Genomic DNA, 24,265 nt, shown 5'->3' on the forward strand with positions numbered 1-24,265 from the left:
AGCCTCCCTCATGAAGAGAAATTATATAACGATCCGTCCCAACTTGTTCAAGAGAAGCAAGTTCTGGTGGCAACATCGTATTTCTGTACTCCACATATCGTAACACAGGTTACATGTGAAAAAAAGCACCTTATGTACAGGTGCTTTAAAAATAAGTAAAAATGTTTACATATGGAATGGAATTTATTCGAGATTAAGTAATACGCATCGGCGGATTTGGACATCCACTTTTGCTAGGATTCCTGAAGTGCTTGCTCCAAATCTACAATGAGATCTTCGATATCTTCCAGACCTACAGAGAAGCGCAGCAACCCATCTGTAATGCCACGGTCACGGCGAACCTCAGCCGGCATTGCCGCATGAGACATCATCGCTGGGTAGGACAAAATACTCTCCACAGCTCCTAAGCTTACAGCAACAATAGGTAGCTTCACCCGGTTAAGAACTGCTTTTGCACGATCACCTGAACCGACGTCAAATGAAACGACAGCTCCATATCCTGTGGATTGGCGCTCATGTGCCTCACGGCCCGGATGTTCCTCCAGTCCAGGATAAAAGACAGCGGTAATATCACTGCGCTCATTAAGCCATGCCGCCAGTTTGGCTGTGCTCCGTTCACTATGAGCCATGCGAGCCCCCAAGGTTTTCATCCCGCGCATCAGAAGCCAGGATTCTTGTGCCCCGAGTACAGTCCCGAGTCCATTTTGCAACTGTTTCAGTTGTACGCCAAGTGATTCCGTGCGAGCAACAGCTAACCCTGCCAGTACATCACTGTGACCTCCGAGAAACTTCGTAGCACTATGTACGACGATGTCCACACCAAGCTCAATTGGACGCTGATAGTACGGTGTCATAAAGGTGTTATCCAGAATCGTGATCAGGTCATGTTCCTTCGACCAGTCAGTTACAGCAGCGATATCCGTAATTCGTAGTGTAGGGTTGGACGGTGTTTCCATATAAACTGCCTTGGTGTTTGGCTTGAGTGCCGCTTTTACTTCATCTATATTGGTCATGTCTACAAAGGTTGTCTCGATCTGCATACGGCTTAATATGGAAGTAAGCAAACGATACGTACCTCCATATACGTCTTCCGTTACAATCATGTGATCCCCTGCGGAGAACATCATGAACACGCTGGATATCGCAGCCATTCCCGATGAATAGGCGAATCCTCGTGCACCGCCCTCAAGCAGTGTGATGTAATCTTCCAATGCCTGACGTGTCGGGTTACCCGAACGACTGTAATCATGTTGAGGCGGATTGAAGATATCAAAATGATGGAATGTTGATGCTTGGTAGATCGGTACACTGGAGGCTCCAGTCGTTTTGTCAATCTCATCGCCAAAATGGAGCAACTTGGTATCAAATTTCAACTCGGAATTGGGCTTGTTGTTGGACTCACTCATGAGTGCACGCCTCCTTCCACTTCCTGTTGTGCAACTGTCAGAGCATTGCCGAGATCTGCAATCAGATCATCTGCATGTTCAATACCCACGGAGAACCGGAGCAGACGGTCATCCACACCTACGGCTTCACGAATTTCAAGAGGTATATCCGCATGAGTTTGTACCGCCGGATAAGTCATGAGAGATTCCACTCCACCGAGACTTTCGGCAAAAGCAATGAGTTTGATATGACGAAGTAATGGTTCAACATAACGTGCATCCTTCACTTTGAAAGAGAAGATACCGGTGTTACCCGTGGATTGTTTATTCTGTACCTCATACCCCGGATGATCGGATAGACCTGGATGATACACTTCAACCACTGCCGGATGCTCAAGCAAGTATTTGGCAATGGTAAGTGCATTGTACTCATGACGCTCCATGCGAAGAGCCAAGGTTTTCATACCTTTCATCAACTGGTAGGAATCACTTGGAGATAATACCGCTCCGATGGAATTATGGAGGAACGCCATCTCTGCAGATAATGCCTCACCCTTGGTTATAATTAATCCGGCGAGCACATCATTGTGTCCGCCCAGATATTTGGTAGCGCTATGAATGATGATATCGGCACCCAGTTCAATCGGACGTTGGAAAAATGGAGTCAGCAACGTGTTGTCAACAATGGTCAACAGGTTGTAACTTTTCGCCCAGGAAGTGACAGCTTCCACATCTGTGATCATCATCAACGGATTGGTTGGTGTCTCAATAAATACTGCTTTGGTATTCGGCTGACGAACATTTTCCAGTGCTGCAATGTCATTTGTATCCACATAACTTGCGGTTACACCGAAACGGGACAAGATGCGTTCAAGCAGACGATAGGTTCCGCCGTATAGATCCAGCGATACAATCAGATGATCCCCTTGACCGAACATGGCAAAGATGGTTTGTAGCGCGGCCATACCTGAGCTACAGGCAAATCCTGCATCACCGGACTCCAGCGCTGCGGCCGCCTCTTCCAACACTTTGCGAGTTGGGTTGGTCGTACGAATATAATCAAACCCCGTGCTTTGTCCAAGCTTCGGGTGGCGAAACGCAGTGGATTGATAGATCGGAAAGTTAATGGCGCCTGTAACCGGTTCATTGATGGAACCAATTTGTGCTAAGCGGCTTTCGATTTTCAACTTGTTGTTGTCTTCCATTGCTGCATCCTCCTGTAATCTCGATTAGATTTGCGGGCCAATATCGTAAGGTGTTTCTTGATACACATAGTAATTGAGCCAGTTAGAGAATAATAAGTTGGCATGAGCGCGCCAAGTAGCTGGTGGCACACGGGAAGGATCGTCATTCGGATAATAATGTCTAGGCAATGCGATATCCAACCCTTTAGCTGTATCCCGGTCATACTCCCACTTTAATGAGAACGGGTCATACTCGGCATGTCCTGTGGCAAAAATCTGTTTGCCGTCTCTGGTAGCAACCAGGAAGATCCCCGCTTCCTCGGATTCAGCCAAAATCTCTAAATTCTCATTCTTTTCAATATCTTCGCGTCTCACTTCCGTATGACGGGAATGTGGAACGTTGAATACTTCATCGAATCCACGCAACAACGGAACATGTGGTTTATTGATGGTATGTGGGAAAACGCCAAAACACTTTTCATCAAGTGCAACCTTGGGTACGTCAAAATGATGGTATAAACCTGCCTGGGAAGCCCAACATATGTGGAGGGTTGAAGTCACATTGGTTTTAGTCCATTCGAAGATCTCCTGGATTTCATTCCAATAGTTCACGTCTTCGAAATCCATCTGTTCCACAGGGGCGCCCGTAATAATCATTCCATCGAAACGGCGGTGCTCAATCTCATCGAAGGTTTTATAGAACAGATCCAAATACTCCTGAGACGTATTCTTCGACGTATGGGATTTGGGATGTACGAGAACGACATCCACCTGAATAGGCGTGTTTCCCACCAGACGAAGCAATTGTGTTTCGGTCGTTTCCTTTGTGGGCATCAGGTTTAATATAGCGATACGGAGTGGACGAATATCCTGCTGATATGCAGAAGTTTCATCCATGACGAAGATATTCTCTCCTTCAAGTACTTCTTTTGCTGGTAGCGTATCGGGTATTTTGATTGGCATAGTAAGTCTAACTCCTCCTTGTGCATAGATAGATGCAGCCACCCCTGGCTTGATGTCTTCACATCAATACAGTTATAGACTGCCTTGAGCTTGTAAAAACATTGAATTGCTCTTTCATCCAACGTTACAAACAACCTCAAGTTCCTTAGCGAAAATCACTGCTGAGAAGTCGGGGCATATGACAAAGACCTTCCTCGGATTTCGAGAAAGGTCATATGTAAAATAGATATGCGCCTCTCTCATCTCTCAGTTACAACAGTGCCACCTGACACTTAGTCGCTGCAAGAATTAGCACCGTGCGGTATACCGCCGGTTGCCGGGTTTCATCGGGCCAGTCCCTCCACCTACTCTTGATAAGATTTCGCTGTATTAGATTGTAATTTAATATGGTTCACCGTCTATTTTATTACATTAATGCCCTCACGTCAAGTTGCAGTTCGATGTCTGCTTCCCAGATCGGAACCGTTCATCATCCATTGTCATACACTGCCTCAGGGCGCGAAATAGACACATTTTTGCGCTTGAAAGCACCTTGTACCAGCGGTATACTAAACAAGGTGTTATAAACCCTTATGTGAGAGGTGACATATTAAATGGATGGCGACCCGAGGCCTGACTGGCAGCCGAATTCCGACAAACTGCATAGAGAACTGACATCAGCATGCCGGCAGCGGGACGTGACTTCCGTTTGATTATATAGTGAACGCAGCCCTGATCTCCAGGCTCCGCTGCCGACCGGCTGATTTGTTCTTTTTGCGCCCATAATGATAATATCCGCCAAGTTGGCGGGTGCAGAAGGAGTAGATTAACGATGAAAATCCGGTTGGTAAACAACGGTGTATTTATTCCGGTGGACGACATTCAGCAGGCGCTGACTCCACCAGCGGAAGGATTTTACTGGATTGATGCAGACGTAGACGATTTGGCGGTACTTCAGCCGCTGTTCTTGATGCATGATCTGGCTGTGGAAGACTGTCTTAGTGACGAAGAACAACGTCCGAAGATTGAAATTTATGAGAACCATTATTTTATTGTGATTAATAGCATCCGTTTTGATGATGAAGAGATATTTCTACGTGCGGTCAACTTATTCCTTGGCAGACATTTCATTATTAGTGTTACCAAGCACAAGATCAGCGAATTGCGTACACTGAAACCCATCCTGTGGGAACAGGAAATCAGTACACCGGATCGTCTGCTATATTTGTTGGTTGACTTGATTGTTGATAATTATTTCACCGTAGGTGACCGAATTGAAGCACGAATCGAGAAGCTTGAGGAAGACATTCTGATGCACACCAAAAAGTCACATCTGAGTGAAATTATCGGGCTGCGCAGTGAGATTCTGTGGCTGAAGAAAGTGCTCGGACCTCAGAAAGAGGTCATTAATACACTCAACAAAAAAGATCTGCGTCTCATCGATGATCAACTGCAAAAGTATTTCAGTGACATCTATGAGAATGCCGTAAAAATATCTGAAACCTTTGAGACCTATCGCGACCTGATGGGCAACTTGCGAGAAGCCTACCAATCCAGTATTGCAAACCGGGCGAATGAGATCATGCGTGTATTTACCGCCATTACCACGGTCTTCATGCCGCTGACGGTCATTACCGGTATATACGGCATGAACTTTACGAATATGCCAGAGCTTAACTGGAAATACAGTTATTTTGTTGTGATTGGCCTGATGGTTACACTGGGCCTGAGCATGTTCTTCATTTTCCGCAAGAAAGACTGGGTATGAACTCGTATGAAATAACAAAGACGAAGCGCTCCTCCGGGAGAAACGCCTCGTCTTTTTTCATTTCTGATCATTAACCAACATTCTTCTCTGTCTCTGCGTGCCGACGGAAGCGGATTCGAATCATGCGCAGTCTTTCATAGACCTGCTCCAGACTTCCTCCATCGGGTTTCTCTCCTCCATACACCTTATGTAATACTGGCTTCAGGAACGTATCTCCCAGCTCCTCATACGCACTCCATACGGCCTCTTGTTCGTTCTCTGGCATCACTGCCAGCTCCACATCAAGAAGACAATCGGTGTCATAACCTTCGTGATCCAATGCCTCTAACAGCTCAACCAACTCGCGTCGGGATAATCCGGATCGATTAACAATCTCCTCTAACGTATACCCTTCCTTCATGCCTTCAAGCACCTGCTTACGCGTGGTGAACTTATCAAGTTCCTGCTTATACTTCTGCTCTCTCTGCTTGTATAACCAACTCTCATACTCTTCTTCCTTCAGCGCCGTGTATACCCAGTCCAGCGGGAATGTCGTTGAACGCTCCAGTCCGGTTGTAATCTCCATCCATTCCGTACCATACTCAGTCGCTTTGCTCTCTCCTACGCCCGGAAGTTGCATCAGTTCATCCAGCGATTGCGGAACAAAGGCACTGATCAAACGCAGCAGACGATTCGTTGCAATAAAATACGGTGCCTTCCGGTCAGACACAGCTCTCTTCCTGCGCCATGTGCACAGATCCGTATATAATTGCTCATTGCCGTACAACTCACTGTAACAATGGAGTCGCTGTCCACCATAACTGCGTGATTTCAGATCATCATTCTCATGAAATAATCCCTGCAACTGCGGTCGGTACCCCTCACTCATCTGTATGGCAAGCTGATGACGGTAAATATGAAGCAGCTCCTCCCAAGAAGTCCCTTCATACCAGATGCTATCCTCACGCTCTCCTTCCTCGTAGCGACTCCATCCCAGCTGCCAACTATCTTCCTCTTCCCCAATCCATAACTGTGCATACTCTGCATTCTGATCTGACATTCTGGACAATCTGTTCATGAAAATGACTTCCATTTTCGTTCCCTCCCTTTGAATATTCAGCTTATACGAGTTGAAGATACTACCTATAGGCAGCACAAAAAAAACACCCCTCCTGCAAAATCCATGCAAGAGAGGTGCTTCCTCATTAACCGTACTATGCTGTTGCCCATATCATACCACAATGGTAAAATTCGTCAATCCCTTTATAATCTACTTATTCAATGCCAATTTGGCAAGCGCCAGCGAACCACACAGCCCTGCATTGTCGCCAAGTCCTGGTGAAACAACATACTGGTCAATGTCGGATTGAAGCGCCGGATGCTGAACGTATCCAGCCAGCAACTCCTGCAGTTTGCTACGAACCATCGGGAACAGGTGCTCCTGCTTCATTACTCCGCCACCCATGACGATTTTCTGCGGAGAGAGAATGAGAACATAATTCATCAGTGCATGTGCCAGGTAGTGTGCTTCGATCTCCCAAGCTTTATGATCTGCCGGCAGTTCATAAGCCGGTTGCTCCCAACGTTTGTTAATGGCCGGTCCTGCTGCAAGGCCTTCGAGGCAGTCACCATGATACGGACAGAAACCCTCGTATGTATCCTCCGGATGTCTGCGTACAATGATATGTCCCATCTCTGGATGTGACAATCCATGGACCATTTTACCGCCAACCACAGCACCTGCACCAATACCTGTACCCACAGTGATATACAGACAGCTCTCAAGACCTTGTGCAGCGCCCCAGGTTGCTTCTCCAAGTGCCGCACCATTCACATCCGTATCAAATGTCATCGGCACATCAAAATGCTCCTTGAGCTTGCCAATCACGTTATACTGTCCCCAATGTGGTTTGGGTGTTGTTGTGATATAGCCATATGTTGGGCTTCCTTCAATCGGATCAATCGGACCGAATGAACCTACACCCAGAGCTTCAATGCCTTTGCCTTCAAAAAATGAAATCACTTGAGCCATGGTCTCTTCTGGTGTTGTTGTTGGAAAACTTACGCGTTCCAGAACTTCACCGTTTTCTGTGCCAATACCACATACAAATTTGGTTCCGCCTGCTTCAATTGCGCCTAAGATCGTCATGTTAGTCACACTCCCAAGTTAGTTTAAAAAGGAATTCGGATTGCTTTACTTGATGACACTATAATTACCCTGCTACTTAATCTCCAGCTTGGACAATCGTTTCATTAACGTTTGCCTCCAGCTGTCTGACAGCGCAGGAATGGCCAGCAACGCCTGAATACCTTCGACATTTTCTTTCCCCTGATGCATAATTCGATTGGCTTCAAGAACCGTCATTGAGGCTGGATCGGTGCTGATCCGTCGAAATATCGATGAAGGCCCTACCTCACCCTCTTGCAGGACACGAAAGTAAAAGCCGGTATATCCACTCTCCTGAAAATAAACAGGCAGCTCCTTATAGTCATACCTCGCACCCAGCTTGAAGCAAGGTTGTCTGGGCTGACTGACCTGCACTGTGGCTTCGCCCAACTCGTACACATCACCAATCCGGACGTCTTCTTCGGCACAGCCTTCAACTGTCAGATTTTCTCCACAAGCTCCCCAATCCAGCTTGCGATCCATCAGTTGTTCCAGCGCCGGATAACGACTGTAATCGTATACACAAACGGTTTTGTCAGGGCCGCCATGATGCACCAGATCCGCCTGCGCGTCCCCTGTCATTCCAGTGAATGACAGGAAAACCGCGTCGGATACAGGATGTTTCACAATGCCGCTCAGCACTTCACGCTTCTGTCCAGGGAGCGGCTGCGGCAGTCCTACATTAATGGCCAGAACAGCTGTATTGCCCTCCCCTGGCTTTCGATCAGATGTGAGTGTCATTTGCGTCTACCTCCCATAATCACTTTCTTTTAACGCACAGAGCCGCCAAATACGAGTGTATTACTCAAAAGCCGACCTGGAGAAGTCAGCATTTTGCCCCCGGCATACATACCCGAGGAAGCACCGCCATCCAGATTCATGGCCTGTTTGGCACCAAGCTTCTGCATCACCGCTGCCCACTCCTTGATTGTTGCTCCAGAAACGGTAGCCAGCATAACAGAACCGTCCGCCATGATCGCAATACCACTTCTGGCTCCGGAAGCATTAAGAATCTTGGCATCCTTGAAACCTTCGCTCGTCGGATTGACAGCTACCTTGCCGTCTTTCACCAGACGGGGTCCTGCTCCCACAGCAGTCACTACATCTTGCCAAGGAATCTCTTTGCCTGCTGCGTTCGTATACTTATAATTCATTTCTACGGTCGAACCAACGGTGAAACGGTCCGAAGAAGACTTCTGATTACCTGTGAAGACCAGTACCGAGCCATTCTTAGGAATCGCTACATTTGTATTGGGCACTTTTTTGGTCACGATACCTTTCTCCATAACAACCGCAGTGCCACCTTTGAATCCGACTGTGTCACCTCGTTCAGGCGTATACAGCATCGTAATGCTTGCGTTCGCTGAAGGTGTTCGATTAATAAAGGTTGCATACCAACTCCGTGATTTACCTTTTGTATCCGTTACTTTACCTGTCAAACTCACCTGAAGTGAATCCATGATCGCCGAGCCGTCTTCCTTAAATCCGATGGATGTTCCGTATCTTCCAATATGTATGACCTTACCATTTGCTATTAACATACCGTATGGATCTGGTGCTCCGTTATATGCTTCAAAAAATGCTCCGTTAATGGCTGCTTGCGCACCATAGGCTTTCACAATCGATGGCAATGTTGCCGTCTGGCCAACTTGCTTCTTCGCGAGTCCCACGGTAACCGGTGTTCCCTTTGGAATCGAAACGGTCTGTACGGTAAAATTACGTCCTGCTGCTTTTACTTTCTGTACTTTGGTGTTAATTGCTGCTTTGGCATCCACTGTCTGTGGTGCACTTACTGCTCCCGAAAGAATTACGGGCAAGGCCAGGACAAGGGCCATAGCCCCTGTCCACCACTTTTTGCCTGTTCGTACGTTCTTCATGTTGCTCACCCTATTGCCACTCCCATCCAAGAGCCAAGGCTCTTCATCTCAAGTTGTTCAAACTTGTCCATCACCATATCCGGATCAAGACGCAATTCACAGATATCCAGCGCACAGGCAACCGGAACAGCACAATGAATCTCTGCCAGTTTGCGGGACAGATGAAGCATGTCCAAATCATTCTCAATCTTGTTACGCACCGAAGGGGTCAGTTTATCCATGTTGCTCAGAATCCCTTCAATGGAGCCGTATTCCTGTACAAGCTTCAACGCTGTTTTCTCACCAATTCCCCGTACTCCGGGATAATTGTCGCTGGCATCTCCCATCAGACCCTTCATGTCAATCACTTGACGAGGTGTCAGTTGTTTCTCAGCCATGAGCGTTTCAGGGTTGTACACCATGTAGTTGCCATGGCCTTTTTTCATAATAATGATACTTGTGCGGTCATTGATCAGTTGCAACATGTCGTGGTCACCCGTCAGTACCATAACATTCATATCGGTCTCTTCGGTATAATACTTCGCAAGCGTCCCGATGCAATCGTCGGCTTCGAATCCTTGTGCACCTATATTCGGAATACCCAGGCTATCCATGACTTCACGAATCAGAGCAAATTGGGGAATCAGGTCATCCGGAGCTTCCGCCCGGTTGCCTTTGTAGGCTGCATATTCTTCACCGCGGAACGTCTTACCGCCCATATCCCAACAACATACGACATGACTTGGCCCAAAAGTCTGAACCGCATCCCAGAAATAACGGATAAATCCGTAGACTGCGTTGGTAGGCAATCCTGCCTTTGTACGTCTGATATATCCGCTTGCAGATGTCGCATAAAAAGCACGGAACAACACCGCCATACCGTCTACCAGCAACAAAGTAGGTTCATTACGTTGATTCACTTGAATTTGTTCTCTCCTGTCTAAATCTAGCATATAAAATATCGAAACTAATTCTATCATTATAGCATAGTTCCGCCAACCATCGTTCAGCCAAAAAAGCCCTGAATTTTGAACAATTCAAGGCTGATATTCAGCGCGTTTATGCGTTATTCCATTCCTGCTCGTACGTTTCTTCCTTGAATCCAACCGTCACCTTTTCTCCATCCGTAACGATCGGACGTTTGATCAGACGACCATTGGAAGCCAACAAACGAATCTGTTCATCAGCGGACATGCCCGGAAGCTTGTCCTTCAATTGTTGCTCTTTGTACACTTCCCCACTCGTATTAAAGAACTTCTTCACTTCCAGTCCGCTCTTTTGGATCAGATCTGTTAGTTCAGATTCTGATGGCGGTGAGTCAAAAATAGGGATTAACTCCAGCTCATGTCCTTGAGCTTCAAGCCATTTTACAGCTTTGCGGCATGTGCCGCATTTGGCATATTGATATACTTTTAGGTTACTCATTGTATGTGCCTCCTAGTGTGTGGCTCCGGTGTGGCTCCGGTCTCGACTTGTCGCTTCCCTTGGTTTGCTTCGCAAATCCAAAAGTCGCTCCAAATCGATACCATCGCCATGCAACTTTACTAACTTTTGCGAATGAGATTAAAACACACATTCGCTATATTTTTTGGGTCAAAATCTTACAGCTTTTATATCCTTAAAAGCTTTTGAGATTTGAATTCTTGAAATGTTTAACATGAAACTGCTAAACATCAATACATTAGACCATGAAACCATAAAGATTAGCCTACGGCATGTTGTTCGGGTGCATTAAGCCCCCCTCACATGGAATATGTTGCTCCCAAGCAGGACGGGCCGTGCAAGAGACTGCGACACAGGGTGCATAACTAAGAGCCCCGTCGCATCTTCCTACAGTTCTTCTTTTGGAGCTGCCTCATCATTCAAACGCTTCTCTAGCGCGGCCATATCTGCTGGAAAAGGAGCTTGGAACGTTATGCGTTCCTTTAGAATTGGATGTTCAAACGTCAATTCACAAGCGTGTAATGCCTGGCGTTCAATCCAGGTATCCCGTTCTTCCCGAACAGCCATGGTCTGCTCATCGATCTCATGCACAGGTAGTGTCTTGTACATTCGATCACCGATTAATGGACAGCCCATGGACGTCATATGTACCCTGATCTGATGTGTTCTGCCACTTTCCAGCTTGAGGCTTATCGCACTGGCGCTGCCTTCTGCCCAGCGTGTTAAGGTTGTGTACAGCGTTCTTGCAGCGTAGCCCTCAGGTGTTACGATTCGACGGTGTGGCTCTTCAGGATCGCGATCGATCGGGCCATCTACTGACCCCTGCTCCGGGATAGGGCTGCCGTGCACAAGTGCAATATATTTCTTATCCACTGTTCCTGCAATCATCTGTTCAGACACATGCTGATGCACATAAGGGTTCTTGGCTATTGCGAGCACACCTGACGTTTCCTGATCAAGTCGATGAATCGGTCTGAACCGGAAGTGCTCGCCCTTGGTTTTCCAGTAATGAACAACGCCATTTGCCAAAGTACCCGTGTAATGTCCATGTGTCGGATGAACGATGATGCCGGCATCCTTGTTGACAATAAGCAAGTGCTCATCTTCATACAGAACGGTAAAGGGAATAGGTTCAGGCAAAATATCATCCGATTCCTCTTGCTCCATCCGAACTTCAACGACATCACCCGCAGCTACCTTGACGCTAATATACACGCGCTCTCCATTTAACATGACACCTTGCTCCGTCAACTTAATTTTGGACAAAAGCTTACGCGACACCAGCAGCCGGCGCTGAAGCACGGTCTTCAGCAGCCAGCCATCTTCTTGTTCGGTCACCGTGTAGACAATCGGCGAATAATACTGGCTCATTCTTTGCGGCGGAAGACTTTTTTGCTCCGCACATATTCAATATCCGCCACCTGTTGTCTCGCGTTGGCCGTCCGTGCAACCACGAAGAAGTAATCAGACAGTCGGTTTAGATACCGTCGTACAGACGGATTAATATCTGTATGTTGTCCAAGTGTTACCGTGCGACGCTCTGCGCGACGACATACAGTACGGCACACATGAAGAGCAGAGGACAGCTGACTGCCACCAGGAATAATGAATCGTTCCACTTTTGGATTCTCTGCATCATACTGGTCGATCCATTGTTCCAGACGTGTGACCATTTCATCTCTCACCTTATATTTGGTTTCACTAATCTTCACGAAGGCCAGATCCGACCCACAATCAAACAGTTCCTGCTGAACTTCCAGCAGATGTTCACGCAGATCTTCAAATTCCCCTTGAGCAGAGTCAATAAGGCTGATCGCCTGGCCTACAAAACAGTTCAATTCATCAATCGTGCCATAAGCCTCAACTCGGTCATCATCCTTGATGACGCGTCCACCGATGACCGAGGTCTGTCCTTCGTCACCTGTTCGTGTATATATGCCCATCGTTATCCCTCCAATTGGTAATATAATAATGAATACGGGAATGCCATTTTTTCAGAAACCCGTCTATCGCTTTACACGTATATAAGAATTGGTGTGCTCTGCCGAGTATACGACAAATCGAAGGAAACCAAAAGTAAAGGAGACGATTATGCAGAACTGGATAACCGATTTCATGGAACAATACGGCTACATAGGCATTGCACTCATTATTGCTCTTGAGAACGTATTTCCCCCGATTCCATCCGAAATCATCTTGCCGTTTGGCGGATTCATGACCACCTATACCAGTCTCACTCTTCCAGGAGTTATTATCGCCGCAACGATTGGTTCTGTCCTTGGTGCTGTGATCCTGTATGGTATTGGTCTACTCATTGACGTCGAACGCCTTGAGAAAATTGTGGAACGCTGGGGACATGTTCTGCGCATCAAAAAAGAGGATATTCACCGTGTCGATGCATGGTTTGACAAATATGGCATGTGGACCGTATTATTCTGCCGAATGGTCCCGCTCGTCCGTAGTCTTATCTCCATTCCCGCAGGCATGTCCAATATGAAATTTGGTTTATTCCTTCTCTTTACAACCATTGGAACATTGATCTGGAATGTCATTCTTGTCTGCGTTGGTGCTGCGCTTGGCGCATCATGGGAGAGTATTTTGCACTTTATGGACGTTTATTCCATTGTAGTGTATGTCATTCTGGGCATCATTGTCATCGGATGTATCATCTGGTGGATCAGACGTAGCAAAAAGCAGAAATAAAACGGATAGCTTAATAAATAAAGCCTCCTCGCCACCAATTCGTGGTTAAGGAGGCTTCTTTATGTCACCCGTTTATGTCATCTCACTATCGTTCATCTTCATTTCGCATGCCCTGACTCTTAAGATCGATAGCCAGACCAGATACCAGCAAGTACATCTTTTCAGCATGTATCTGCAGCATCCGATTAACCGAAGCCATTCTCGCTGTAAATATTCGTTCTTCCTCGGTAGGATGCAATGTGCCATGCATTTCATTGGTAATCACAAGCAACTTCCCCTGATAAGACAATAACGCATCAAGCAAAAGCTGTGTCTCTGAACGCTGATGATCCAGATCCTCTGTTGCTCTGAAACCGGCAGCCATCCAGGATGTCAGACTGTCTACAATTACAATTCGCTGATCCGCCAAAAACAGATTGGATTCCCGATTAATCTGGGTGATCACCTCTGTCAGATGCTGACCGTTCCCGGCATGAATGGCACGATAATGAGCGGATGGCAATTCGGGAATAACGGGATCATGATCACCAGTGGATAAATATACACCCTCCCGGCTAATCCCGGCTGCGTACTTAAGGGCAAACCGGGTTTTACCACTACCTATGCCGCCTGTGACCGTAATCAGCAATCCGCTTCCCTCCTTCCATAGCCACTTCTGAATTTTCTTTACTCTGTCAGCGCCTTCAGCACTTTTTTGGATTCTTCGACATTGGAAGATGACACTGGAATGGTGGCGAACAAATTGCTCGCAGCATATTCTACATCTTTAAACATTTTCATATCTTCGAGCGGAATGCCGTAAAGATGTGATTCTTGCTTGAGATCCGAACCTCCATCTCCTTCACCCTTCTCTACCAATACTCCACCCTCAAATACACCCCGTTCAAACTTCTTGGGATCAAAAGTATCATCCAGCGGAACATTGGAGCCATTACTTCCGTATTGTTTCATGTCGGACTCAGGCAAAATGAAGATATCATGTCCTCCAGCCGCATACTCTACCATAATTTTCTGAACATCATACATCGCACTGGTGATCACTTCTACCTTGGGTTCCTCGCCCAGTTTCTGTTGCAGATTGGCCTGTAACTGCTCTGAGATTACAGATGGATTTCCTTGGTTATCAATGATGAATATGGAAAAACCATCTTTACCTCCACAACCAGCAAGCAGAAAAACGATAGAAATGATTGCAGTAAGCCCCCAAAATCTCTTCATTCCAGTTCCCCCTTTAGTCTCCTATGTCCAATATATCACAATTGTTCCACGCAAAAAAATAACCTGGCTTATCGGGGGATCACCCTGCCTTTACACACAAAAAAAGAAGACCTTCTCAGGTCTCCCTTTCTAATTCGATTAATGAAACGTTTCAATCCAGCATAAACGTTATTTTGCTTTAATCGGGTTAGCCTTCATATATTCATTAATCTTTAAATCCAGCAAACTGCTGATTTCAATTACAATATCGGATGTGAATGATTTCTCTTCGAGGAAGATCTGTTCCATCTTGCGACGAAGCATATGAATTTCATCTTCCAAGGAAATGTCATGCAAAGATGCGTTATCGGGTTTCACCGACCATCGGTCGCCATGATCGCCTTCTGCCAGATAGTGCCCACGATTCGTCGGTAAATCATATTCAACACAAAACAAAGCTAACCCCTCCTTGGAAAAATGGTTTCCAAATATATGAAAACTTATTTCAAATTTGAATTATATCACATTATTTTGTAAAAGAAAGTTATTTTTTTCCAATAATAACAATGTCACATTTAAAAAAGATTCTACTTTAGTATTAACCCTCTTTTTGCAGTTTGTAAACAAAGTTTCCGATTCGTTCCAAAGCTTCATTTAATTGGGTTACAGAAGTAGCATACGAACAACGCAAGAAGCCTTCACCTTGAGGGCCAAAAACATTGCCGGGAACAGCAGCAACTTTATTCTCCGTTAACAATCGTTCAGCAAACAGGTCGGAACTCATACCCGTCTTTTGAATGCTCGGGAATGCATAGAATGCTCCCTGAGGTTCATGACAATCCAGTCCAATATCTCTGAATCCCTGCACAATTAAACGTCTACGCTGATTATACGATTCTACCATCCGATCTTTCTCACCCAAACCATTCGTCAACGCCTCAAGTGCAGCAACCTGACCCATGGCCGGCGCACACATTACCGTATACTGATGGATTTTGAGCATGGCTGCAATAAGCTCAGGATGACCACACATGTAACCGATCCGCCAACCTGTCATTGCAAAAGCCTTTGAAAATCCGCTTACGAGAATGGTCCGCTCCTTCATGTCAGGGATAGCTGCAAAGCTAACATGTTTTTGCGTATACGTCAATTCAGCGTAAATTTCATCCGCGATAACAATCAGATCATGCTTTTTAATCACTTCAGCAATAGGCAGCCACTCTTCATACGTCATGATGGCTCCAGTGGGATTACTCGGATAACACAGAATAACCACTTTCGACTTCGGTGTGATGCCAGCTTCAAGTGCTTCGGCCGTTAACTTGAACTGATCTTTCGCGTAGGTTTCAACACCAACCGGTATACCGCCACCGATTGAAGCGATTGGTGAATACGCCACGTACGAAGGTTCAGGAATGAGAATCTCGTCGCCATGTACAATTAATGCGCGCAAAGCCAAGTCAATCGCTTCACTGCCACCCACAGTAACAATAATCTCATCCTTGGGATCGTATTTGGTATCAAACTGAGTATCCAGATATTCACTGATGGCTTCTCTCAACTTCGGCATACCTGCGTTGGATGTGTAGCTGGTCATACCTCTTTCCAGCGAGTATACACAAGCTTCACGCATATGCCAAGGTGTAACAAAATCAGGTTCACCCACACCCAAAGTGATTATATCCTTGTTGTCTCCAACCAGATCGAAAAATTTGCGGATTCCGGATGGAGGTATCTGTTGCACGAGAGGTGCCAGATAAGACGTCATATTCTTGTTGTTTCCGGTTGTCTGTTCATTCACTATCATGACACATCTTCCTTTACGGCGAGATCATGAGACGGTTGTCTTCCTGATGGTCTTCAAAGATAATCCCGTCCTGCTTATATTTTTTAAGAATAAAATTCGTTTTGGTTGAAAGTACAGAGTCTATCGGAGACAGTTTCTCCGACACAAAATTAGCGACTTCACGCAGGTTGCCACCTTCCACTTCAACGAGCAGATCGTATGCACCGGACATGAGATATACGGACTTCACTTGCGGATAGAGATATATGCGTTCAGCAATCCCTTCAAAACCACGACCACGCTCCGGCGTGATCTGCACCTCAATCAGGGCCGTTACTTTCTCATCATCTATTTTGCTCCAGTTCACGACGGTTGCGTATTTCACGATGACGTGGTCTTGTTCTAGCTGTGCCACGGCGTTCTTGATCTTGTCTTCCGACTCCCCCAGCAGCGTCGACAGCAGTGCGGGAGTCCTTCTCGCGTCTTCTTTCAGCAGATCCAGAACTTTTAATTGCAGATCGTTCAAATCTTTCATGGTTTTCCCTCCAGCGTCATCCAGGTTCCTGAAAATGAATTAATACTTATATTACATGAATTTGACGTTGATGCATAGACAAAAGACCGCCTGCCCTGAATTCAGGCAAGCGGTGGTATGGTCCTGTAACGTTAGGTGCTTCAAACCTCTTTTGCAAAGGTTACATGTAATAAGGGTTACCGTAATTCGGTTGATGCTGAGACACATTAGGAGCTTGGCTATATGAACTGTTCTGCGTATTCTTTTCCTGAATGAATTGCTGACACTTTTGTTGGGTCTGGTGGGCGGACTGAATTTGCTTGTCCACATCCTGACGAAGTGCCTTGGACGAGACAGAATACATGTTATTTTGCTGCATCAGATTGAACAGTTCCCCTTGTAATCTTAGGGTATCGTTCGTCAGGTCTGTGAACATTCGACGTGTCATGGGGCAGGAAGCTTCCGTTGTCGCAGTTGTATATTCGCGCGAGGTTCGTCTTAAATCTGCAAGAATCGACTTCAGCAGATCCTGCTCCTGCATAAAAGCGCCATTAGATGATAAAGATTGAGAATACATGCGTTTTCCTCCTATACAGTTAGAGTTGTCTTCAATTACTGACTTGCGCCGGTGCAAGAGACTGATGTTGCTGCAGTGCATTGACAAGCGTGTTCAGATGTTGTTCATGTGAGCGAACATAGTGAGTCAGAGCTTGTTGAATTTGTGGATTATGTGTGATGGAAGCTGTGGCTGCACACTGCTTAATCAGCAGTTCTTCATTGGTGATAGAGTCCGCAATGTAGTTCAATTCCTTGGGACTCAGAGCTTGCATAGTATGATTCTGCATGTTTCGATGGCCTCCTCGGCATAAAGTTTATGCGCAATTATTGTTAGCCCGGTCACACAAAAGTATACAAATTTAAATTATAAAGGAGATGTTTCTAATGGATCTGGTCTATGGCACACCTTTCTGGCCCTCCACTTTCAATTCAACATTTAATTATTCTGCTCTACAAGAAGACATCTCTTGTGACTGCCTCATCATTGGTGGGGGCATGGGAGGCGCACTGACATCTAAACTACTCACGGAGCAGGGTATTAACACCGTTGTCATTGATAAGCGAGACATTGCCCACGGCAGCAGTTCTGCCAATACAGGTCTTTTACAATACACCAATGACAAAACACTAACCTCATGTATCAACACTTTTGGTGAAGCCACAGGCGTACGTTTTTATGAGCTTTGTCGTGAAGCCATGAAACAGCTTGCTCAAATTGCAGACAGTCTGGATACAGACCCTTGGTTTATCCCACGAACAAGTCTTTGTTTTGCAAGCAGTGAAGATGATGTGACCCTATTGGAGGAAGAATATCAGACATTGAAGCGTTATGGTTTTGAAGCTGAACTGTGGGATGCCGACAAAATAAGCCAGCATTTCCCCTTCAGCAAACCCGCTGCACTGTACACAATAGGGGATGCAGAAGTGAACCCCTATCGTTTTGTTCATGCCTTGTTTGAATCCGCCAATAAGCGTGGCGCTCGAATCTATGGTCAGACGGAGATGATACACTGCGAATACGATGAAGATGGTGTAGTCTGCCACACTTCCAACGGTAAAATCCGTGCCAAGAAGGTCATATTTGCTGCCGGTTACGAGACACAGGACATCAAAAAGGATCGCGGAGCCTATCTGAAAACGACCTACGCGATTGCTACCAAACCGCTGTCCGATCTTAGTGAATGGTTTGAACACAGCATGATTTGGGAGACAGCTCGCCCATATTTGTATATGCGAACAACACCGGACGGCCGAATCATCGCAGGCGGTTTGGATGAAGAAACACCTCGAGAGGATCAACGTGAAATACGTTCAAAACACCGGGGAGACACACTCCTGGAAGAGGTCCGTTCCTATTTCCCTTTAGATGATCTTGAAGTCGATTATGCCTGGGGTGCCGTGTTTGGTAATACGAATGATGGCCTCCCCCTGATCGGCACACACCCGGATTATCCGCATTCATATTTTGTAGAAGGGTATGGAGGTAACGGAACCGTGTACAGCATGATTGCTGCCTCCTTAATTGTGGATGCTATTACTGGCAAACCAAACCCTGATATGGATCTGTTCTCTCTCACACGTACAAGTAAACCATCTCCTGTATAACGTCCGATTTGAGCTGTAAATGAGCTATGTATGAGTTATAAATAATGAAGGGTACAGTCCAAGGAAAGTTATCTCTTTCCCGGATCTGTACCCTTTTGGTTACGAAAACCTATAGATTTGGAATCTTGCTAAGCCGAGGGCTCTTGCCCTTCCGTTCGATTCAATAATTTGCGCATAAAGATCCATCCAATTAGCGGAGAAGCACCGAGGACAATAATAAGCCAGGTTAACATGCGTAGAGATGGAGCATTCATAACCGTCACTATAAATATGGCCAATCCAAAAAGCCTGCCGAGCATCAGGCATAACTCTCTCAAAACGACAAGTTCAACCCTTTTTTCCACATTTTCGCCACTCGTGCCCATCATGTCGAATCCCGCTGATATCATCGGTAGTACATATAACGGCATCGCAACAGCACTCCCAATCCCCATGATTAACAACGTACCATAGGTCACTTTCCAGAGAAGAGGAAGAAGCACAACGAGCAGAATGAGGGCTCCGATGAACATACCTCTCGATCTATACTGCGGTTTAAACCATTTTCCCGCTGCCCAATAGCTTACAAGTGCCACAGCTGAGGTGATGAGTGAGAACTGCCCCAATTTGTACTCCTGTGCGGTAGCCAAATATACAAGCAGTGCAATCAGGAAGGCAAAGACACCTTCACGTGCACCCTGAGCGAATAAACCCAAGCCTAAGGTCCTCCAGGGACTATCCCGCTTGGATAGCTGTATCCAAGGTTCCGACCAGCGGTATGTACCGCTCACCTTTCTTTTTTTCAGAAAAAAACTAAAAACTACCGCTATGACATAAATAACGAGTGATACTGTGAAGATGAGCCGATATCCTGTGTTGTCTGTCATGCGAGTAATAATCAGACCGGAGAACCATGGACCTATAATTCCTGTCATCGAACCAAGTAACCCGACCCAGCCATTGAATAGATCCCTGTTTTCCCGATCCGTTATTTCAAAATACACAACATTAAATGCAATCCAGAATAGCCCCAAGGAACAACCTAGTAGCATACCCAGAGGCCATATCCAGTCTACAGCTTTGGAACCAGCCCAGAGGACGATCATATAAAATATGCCGGACAGCGCAGTACCTAGTCGTAGTGCACTCATTTTATTGTGTTCCTTGACCCATTTGCCAGCAAGCCAGAATGTCAGTCCAATGGCCAGTTGCTGGCTGAGAGTGAACCATCCCAACATGGCATAATCCGGACGGCTTTTCCACAGAAACACATTCAAAAAGGTTCCCGACAGCGCTCCGGCTAACGCAAACAATCCATTCACGCCCAAAAGCAGAATGGATTGTCGGCCTAAAGTAATCTTCATCTGCTCCTCCTTCATCCACCTGAAGTGAACTATGTACAGGTAGGTCTTAGGGTTAACGTGCCCCAAGCAAGAGGAAAACATGATGAATCTTCAGGATTGCTATGAAATTGGTTAGAATCTCCGAAATGTTTATTTCTGCGTACTCAGGTTCTTGATCAGACGCAGACGATCTTCCTCAGACAGACTGTATTGAACTTGGAAACATCCCGAGCATACATAGGTCAATACTTTAAACGGTGTTGACAATAGTGACCCTTCACCTGAAGCAGCGTTAGCAACTGGCGTGAAGTTATCCTGTGTTGCATCTTGTGTACCTGCGAGAATCATGAATTCCCGGCAATTCGGGCACTCCGGTACTTCTTCCTGATGATCAAGTTGCTTCTGGACACCTTGCTCATACTGAATGAGGTCATTACCTTCATCTGCGTATTTGGTTAACGTTCGCAACTCCGGCAATTTGAGTTCGACTTCATCCCCCCAAAGATCTGAAAGATCCGTAGTCTGTTTCTCGTTTACATCATCTACATCATAGATATCGTCCTCAGCTTCATCGTTCTCTTCATCATCGATGTTAATGTTGAGCGTACGATATCCTTTTAACTCATTGTGGCAATAAGGACACTCTTCTTCAGGACCCAGCTCCTCATCCCATACAATCTCCGTCTGACACCAAGGACATACTGTTGTTTCCATATTGAATCAACCTTTCTCTTTCATATAATCATGTATTCATTACATAGATGATACCGATGGCAAAGAATACAATCGATGCCGCAAACAGAATCCGTATCAATATCTTCATGACTGGTCCCCCTAGATAATGCTCGCGCCAATAACAAACGACAACGAGACGGAAATAATCATGGATATCAACCCGACAGCTCGGTTATCCGCTTCGATCTCCTTATCAATGGAGAACACGGGTGTCAGGAATTCGAATAAAAAATAGGCAATGAGCAGAAGGATAAACCCTACAAATGACCACGTCATGGCTTCATATACCGAAGATTTCGCTTGTATGCAGAACCGCAATACGTTGCAGATCCCGAAGATCTTACCTCCTGTAGCCATCGCAACGGCCACATTGCCCTTCTTGATCTCCGTCCAGCATTTATACTTGGTCACCAGTTCGAAGCAAGCCAGAAATACAAGCAGCTCCATAATCGCTACCGAGAAAAAACCGAGTACCATCCCCAAGGGATGAGACAGCAATTGGTCAATGCTTTCTATCACGCACCGTTCCCCTCTCCCCATCTGCGACCTTCATGAATAAGGTCGCAGAATATCATTGATTCATGGACCGGCTATTCCAATTCTGCGACGGTCACACCGTTCCCGCCTTCTCCGTAATTGCCCAGCCGGTAGCTTTTAATATGTTTATGCTTACGCAGGTAATCCTGAATACCGGAACGTAAAATTCCTGTACCTTTACCGTGAATAATATAAACTTGGCCCAGGTTGGCAAGGAAAGCTTCATCAATGAATTGATCTGTCTCCATCAGGGCTTCTTCCAGGTTGGTACCACGCAGATCCAATTCACTTTTCACATTGTCATCACGTGTACGTTTCATACCTGTTACCGGTTTTTGTTTTGGTTTGGCTGCGGGAGCCGATTGCTGCAATTCCAGGTCATCCAGGGATACTTTCATTTTCATAATCCCCAGTTGTACCATAGCGTCTTTGCTGCCCGACATCTCTACAACATGGCCTTTTTGATTCAAACTGTAGACAAGCACTTCATCACCAGGACCGATGGCACGAGTCTTCGGCGCTGATGCCGTCTTCTTGACCGTTTTCCTGCGTTTCTCCGGTTCAGCCTCGTCCAGCTGTTTGCGGGCAGCAATGAGTTTGTGCTCCTTCACGGAAGCACCTTCTTCCATAGCCAACAGGCGAAGATCTGCTATAATCTTCTCCGCTTCCGTGCGAGCCTTGTCCACAATGCTGCGTGCATCTTCTTCTGCTTTTTCAATCCGGCGATCACGCTGCTGTTCCAGCTTCTCCAGTTCAGTCTGATGACGACTGCGTAATTTCTCCATATCCTGGCGCAAGCTCTCTGCCTTCTCACGCTCTTGTTCAGCCGTAAGACGGTTCTCTTCAAGAGAAGCAATCATGTGCTCAATCCGTTGATCCTCTTCCTTCACTTCGCCACGGGCGTAGTCGAGAATGTAACCCGGCAGTCCCAGTCGCTCTGCAATGGCAAATGCATTACTTCGTCCAGGTACACCCACCAGAAGGCGATAAGTTGGACTCAGTGTGTTGATGTCAAATTCCATGCTGGCATTAATGACACCTTTACGCTCATATGCGTATGCTTTCAGTTCACTGTAGTGAGTGGTTGCAACCATGCGACATCCCGTCCGGTGCATATGCTCCAGCATGGAGATCGCCAGCGCGGAACCTTCAGCCGGATCTGTCCCTGCGCCAAGTTCATCGAGTAATACCAAACTTTTTGGTGTCATGTTTTTCAGAATGCGAATGATGTTGGTCATATGACTGGAGAAAGTACTCAGATTCTGCTCGATACTCTGCTCGTCCCCAATGTCTGCATAGATCGCATCAAATACACATAACTGACTGCCATCCTCAGCCGGAACAAATAAACCGGACATTGCCATCAGGCTCAGCAATCCAATCGTTTTGAGCGTTACCGTCTTACCACCCGTATTCGGACCTGTCACGATAATGGATGTGTAATCATTGCCCAGCTCTATGTCAATTGGAACCACGTTTTCAATCGGAATCAGTGGGTGACGGCCTTTCTTGAGCTTCAGGAACCCGCGGTCATTCATGCGAGGCAATGTTGCTTTCAGTTCGCGAGCCAGACGTGCTTTGGCAAAGATAAAATCAAGTGATCCCAGCAAGTCGACATCATACAACAGCCACTCTCCCTGCTCACTGACAAGTGCCGTCAATTTCTGCAAAATAATTTCTATTTCGCGTTCTTCCCGAATCCGGGTCTCGCGTAATTTGTTGTTCATTGCGACAATCGATTCCGGCTCAATGAACAATGTGGCACCCGAACCGGATTGATCGTGCACAATCCCGCCAAAGTACGAACGATATTCAGCTTTCACCGGGATAACAAAACGGTCTCCTCTGATGGTGATGAGCTGATCCTGAAGCATCTTGGATACGGTAGAGGATCGAATCATGGAATCGAGTTTTTCGCGAATCCGCGCTTCTCCGCCTCGCAGCTCACGACGAATCTGCGCCAACGTTACGCTTGCACTGTCGGCAACCTCTGCATTATCGTCAATACAGATTTTGATGGCATCCTCAAGCGTTTTTTGCTCTGACAGTTGATCACTGATATAGAATAATGATTCGATGGGCTCATCTTCATGCAAAGTACCAATCTGACGTTTCAATCGCCGCGCCGCAAAGGTTGTATTGGATATTCCCAAAAGTTCGTGAGGGTTAAGTGTGCCTCCAATTTCAGCACGTTTGATGGAAGCCGTAATATCTACAATTCCCCCAAACGATGGTGAGCCTTTCAGGCGATCAAATGTGAAGGCTTCATCGGTTTGCTGCAGCAACCGCTTCACTTCTTCAAGTTCACTGCTTGGTTCAAGTTGCTCCGCTTTCTTTTTTCCCATGGTCGTCTGGGCAAAGCTAAGCAATGTATTTAAAATTTTGCGATATTCCAGTGTGTGTAAAATTTTCGTGTCCAAGTGTACAACTCCTTCCAAACTATATCTGTATTATAACGAAAGAAACTTTCTTGCGCTATTTAACGAATCCTTCCACACATAACTTCAACCATAACACCACAAACTACAGGTGTCAGGATTGTGCAACCTCTCCATCCCCCTTGGAGTTGCCCTGCTCAGTTCAA

At 46.2% G+C, this 24,265-nt stretch carries 25 protein-coding genes and 1 riboswitch; of the genes, 3 read left to right on the top strand and 22 right to left on the bottom strand.

Annotated features, from left to right (window positions below):
• Positions 1 to 233: 233 nt before the first annotated feature.
• The 3 genes from J2Z28_RS03070 to metA are packed head-to-tail and all read right to left on the bottom strand — an operon-like array spanning position 234 to position 3,532.
• The gene (locus tag J2Z28_RS03070) at positions 234 to 1,406 is read right to left on the bottom strand and encodes a trans-sulfuration enzyme family protein (protein ID WP_211081142.1); all 1,173 of its coding nucleotides are present in this window, start codon (positions 1,404 to 1,406) and stop codon (positions 234 to 236) included.
• On the bottom strand, positions 1,403 to 2,590 hold the full coding sequence (locus J2Z28_RS03075) for a PLP-dependent transferase (RefSeq protein WP_211081143.1): 1,188 nt from the start codon (positions 2,588 to 2,590) through the stop codon (positions 1,403 to 1,405). Before J2Z28_RS03075 ends, J2Z28_RS03070 begins: the two co-directional genes overlap by 4 nt.
• Positions 2,591 to 2,614: 24 nt before the next feature.
• Positions 2,615 to 3,532 (bottom strand): homoserine O-acetyltransferase MetA, encoded by a 918-nt coding sequence (gene metA / locus J2Z28_RS03080; RefSeq protein ID WP_211081144.1) that lies wholly within the window; start codon positions 3,530 to 3,532, stop codon positions 2,615 to 2,617.
• Between the two features lie 236 nt (positions 3,533 to 3,768).
• Positions 3,769 to 3,892, bottom strand: a riboswitch (SAM riboswitch).
• 451 nt (positions 3,893 to 4,343) lie between these two features.
• On the opposite strand from metA, the gene corA reads away from it, so the two are divergent.
• On the top strand, positions 4,344 to 5,279 hold the full coding sequence (corA, locus tag J2Z28_RS03085) for a magnesium/cobalt transporter CorA (protein ID WP_036610074.1): 936 nt from the start codon (positions 4,344 to 4,346) through the stop codon (positions 5,277 to 5,279).
• A gap of 70 nt (positions 5,280 to 5,349) precedes the next feature.
• Here corA and J2Z28_RS03090 read toward each other — a convergent pair whose 3' ends face one another.
• The 8 genes from J2Z28_RS03090 to J2Z28_RS03125 all read right to left on the bottom strand — a co-directional run bounded on the left by J2Z28_RS03090 (position 5,350) and on the right by J2Z28_RS03125 (position 12,667).
• Positions 5,350 to 6,351: an HRDC domain-containing protein gene (locus tag J2Z28_RS03090; RefSeq protein ID WP_076252426.1), complete on the bottom strand. Its 1,002-nt coding sequence runs from the start codon at positions 6,349 to 6,351 to the stop codon at positions 5,350 to 5,352.
• 177 nt (positions 6,352 to 6,528) lie between these two features.
• A complete protein-coding gene (locus J2Z28_RS03095; RefSeq protein WP_047842269.1) occupies positions 6,529 to 7,407 on the bottom strand; it encodes an ROK family protein in 879 nt (292 codons plus the stop codon).
• Positions 7,408 to 7,479: 72 nt separating this feature from the next.
• On the bottom strand, positions 7,480 to 8,166 hold the full coding sequence (locus J2Z28_RS03100) for an MOSC domain-containing protein (protein ID WP_211081145.1): 687 nt from the start codon (positions 8,164 to 8,166) through the stop codon (positions 7,480 to 7,482).
• A 29-nt stretch (positions 8,167 to 8,195) separates the two neighbouring features.
• On the bottom strand, positions 8,196 to 9,302 hold the full coding sequence (locus J2Z28_RS03105) for a phosphodiester glycosidase family protein (RefSeq protein WP_244988074.1): 1,107 nt from the start codon (positions 9,300 to 9,302) through the stop codon (positions 8,196 to 8,198).
• Between the two features lie 5 nt (positions 9,303 to 9,307).
• Entirely contained in the window at positions 9,308 to 10,201 is an 894-nt protein-coding gene (locus J2Z28_RS03110) for a 5'-3' exonuclease (protein WP_017689620.1), read from the bottom strand.
• Between the two features lie 139 nt (positions 10,202 to 10,340).
• Complete coding sequence (locus J2Z28_RS03115) at positions 10,341 to 10,706, bottom strand: arsenate reductase family protein (RefSeq protein ID WP_211081147.1); 366 nt, start codon at positions 10,704 to 10,706, stop codon at positions 10,341 to 10,343.
• A 405-nt stretch (positions 10,707 to 11,111) separates the two neighbouring features.
• Positions 11,112 to 12,095, bottom strand: a complete 984-nt coding sequence (locus J2Z28_RS03120) for an RluA family pseudouridine synthase (protein WP_211081148.1) — start codon at positions 12,093 to 12,095, stop codon at positions 11,112 to 11,114.
• Complete coding sequence (locus tag J2Z28_RS03125) at positions 12,092 to 12,667, bottom strand: cob(I)yrinic acid a,c-diamide adenosyltransferase (protein WP_036610088.1); 576 nt, start codon at positions 12,665 to 12,667, stop codon at positions 12,092 to 12,094. Before J2Z28_RS03125 ends, J2Z28_RS03120 begins: the two co-directional genes overlap by 4 nt.
• A gap of 148 nt (positions 12,668 to 12,815) precedes the next feature.
• Here J2Z28_RS03125 and J2Z28_RS03130 point away from each other — a divergent pair, with 148 nt between their 5' ends.
• The gene (locus tag J2Z28_RS03130) at positions 12,816 to 13,427 is read left to right on the top strand and encodes a DedA family protein (protein ID WP_211081149.1); all 612 of its coding nucleotides are present in this window, start codon (positions 12,816 to 12,818) and stop codon (positions 13,425 to 13,427) included.
• An 85-nt stretch (positions 13,428 to 13,512) separates the two neighbouring features.
• On the opposite strand, the gene J2Z28_RS03135 is transcribed toward J2Z28_RS03130, so the two are convergent.
• From J2Z28_RS03135 to J2Z28_RS03165, 7 genes are all read right to left on the bottom strand, one after another.
• Positions 13,513 to 14,055 carry a bifunctional adenosylcobinamide kinase/adenosylcobinamide-phosphate guanylyltransferase gene (locus J2Z28_RS03135; RefSeq protein WP_017689625.1) on the bottom strand — a complete coding sequence of 181 codons (543 nt, stop codon included), beginning with the start codon at positions 14,053 to 14,055 and terminating at the stop codon, positions 13,513 to 13,515.
• A gap of 38 nt (positions 14,056 to 14,093) precedes the next feature.
• Complete coding sequence (locus J2Z28_RS03140; RefSeq protein ID WP_017689626.1) at positions 14,094 to 14,645, bottom strand: type 2 periplasmic-binding domain-containing protein; 552 nt, start codon at positions 14,643 to 14,645, stop codon at positions 14,094 to 14,096.
• A gap of 168 nt (positions 14,646 to 14,813) precedes the next feature.
• A complete protein-coding gene (locus tag J2Z28_RS03145) occupies positions 14,814 to 15,035 on the bottom strand; it encodes an aspartyl-phosphate phosphatase Spo0E family protein (protein ID WP_179198508.1) in 222 nt (73 codons plus the stop codon).
• 187 nt (positions 15,036 to 15,222) lie between these two features.
• Positions 15,223 to 16,431, bottom strand: coding sequence for an aminotransferase class I/II-fold pyridoxal phosphate-dependent enzyme (locus tag J2Z28_RS03150; RefSeq protein WP_211081150.1), 1,209 nt, complete (start codon positions 16,429 to 16,431; stop codon positions 15,223 to 15,225).
• A 13-nt stretch (positions 16,432 to 16,444) separates the two neighbouring features.
• The gene (locus tag J2Z28_RS03155; RefSeq protein WP_024628343.1) at positions 16,445 to 16,945 is read right to left on the bottom strand and encodes an Lrp/AsnC family transcriptional regulator; all 501 of its coding nucleotides are present in this window, start codon (positions 16,943 to 16,945) and stop codon (positions 16,445 to 16,447) included.
• A 160-nt stretch (positions 16,946 to 17,105) separates the two neighbouring features.
• The gene (locus tag J2Z28_RS03160; protein WP_017689630.1) at positions 17,106 to 17,501 is read right to left on the bottom strand and encodes a spore coat protein; all 396 of its coding nucleotides are present in this window, start codon (positions 17,499 to 17,501) and stop codon (positions 17,106 to 17,108) included.
• A gap of 31 nt (positions 17,502 to 17,532) precedes the next feature.
• Positions 17,533 to 17,769: a hypothetical protein gene (locus J2Z28_RS03165; protein ID WP_211081151.1), complete on the bottom strand. Its 237-nt coding sequence runs from the start codon at positions 17,767 to 17,769 to the stop codon at positions 17,533 to 17,535.
• Between the two features lie 97 nt (positions 17,770 to 17,866).
• On the opposite strand from J2Z28_RS03165, the gene J2Z28_RS03170 reads away from it, so the two are divergent.
• Positions 17,867 to 19,087, top strand: a complete 1,221-nt coding sequence (locus tag J2Z28_RS03170) for an NAD(P)/FAD-dependent oxidoreductase (RefSeq protein ID WP_211081152.1) — start codon at positions 17,867 to 17,869, stop codon at positions 19,085 to 19,087.
• Positions 19,088 to 19,215: 128 nt separating this feature from the next.
• Here the strand turns inward: J2Z28_RS03170 and J2Z28_RS03175 are convergent, their stop codons facing one another.
• From J2Z28_RS03175 to J2Z28_RS03190, 4 genes are all read right to left on the bottom strand, one after another.
• On the bottom strand, positions 19,216 to 20,430 hold the full coding sequence (locus tag J2Z28_RS03175) for an MFS transporter (RefSeq protein WP_211081153.1): 1,215 nt from the start codon (positions 20,428 to 20,430) through the stop codon (positions 19,216 to 19,218).
• A 129-nt stretch (positions 20,431 to 20,559) separates the two neighbouring features.
• The gene (locus J2Z28_RS03180; RefSeq protein ID WP_211081154.1) at positions 20,560 to 21,123 is read right to left on the bottom strand and encodes a hypothetical protein; all 564 of its coding nucleotides are present in this window, start codon (positions 21,121 to 21,123) and stop codon (positions 20,560 to 20,562) included.
• Positions 21,124 to 21,243: 120 nt separating this feature from the next.
• Positions 21,244 to 21,663, bottom strand: coding sequence for a DUF350 domain-containing protein (locus J2Z28_RS03185; protein WP_223868827.1), 420 nt, complete (start codon positions 21,661 to 21,663; stop codon positions 21,244 to 21,246).
• A 71-nt stretch (positions 21,664 to 21,734) separates the two neighbouring features.
• Positions 21,735 to 24,101 (bottom strand): endonuclease MutS2, encoded by a 2,367-nt coding sequence (locus tag J2Z28_RS03190; RefSeq protein WP_211081155.1) that lies wholly within the window; start codon positions 24,099 to 24,101, stop codon positions 21,735 to 21,737.
• Positions 24,102 to 24,265: the final 164 nt, after the last annotated feature.

Source organism: Paenibacillus xylanexedens (assembly GCF_017874615.1).
Classification (GTDB): Bacteria; Bacillota; Bacilli; order Paenibacillales; family Paenibacillaceae; genus Paenibacillus; species Paenibacillus xylanexedens.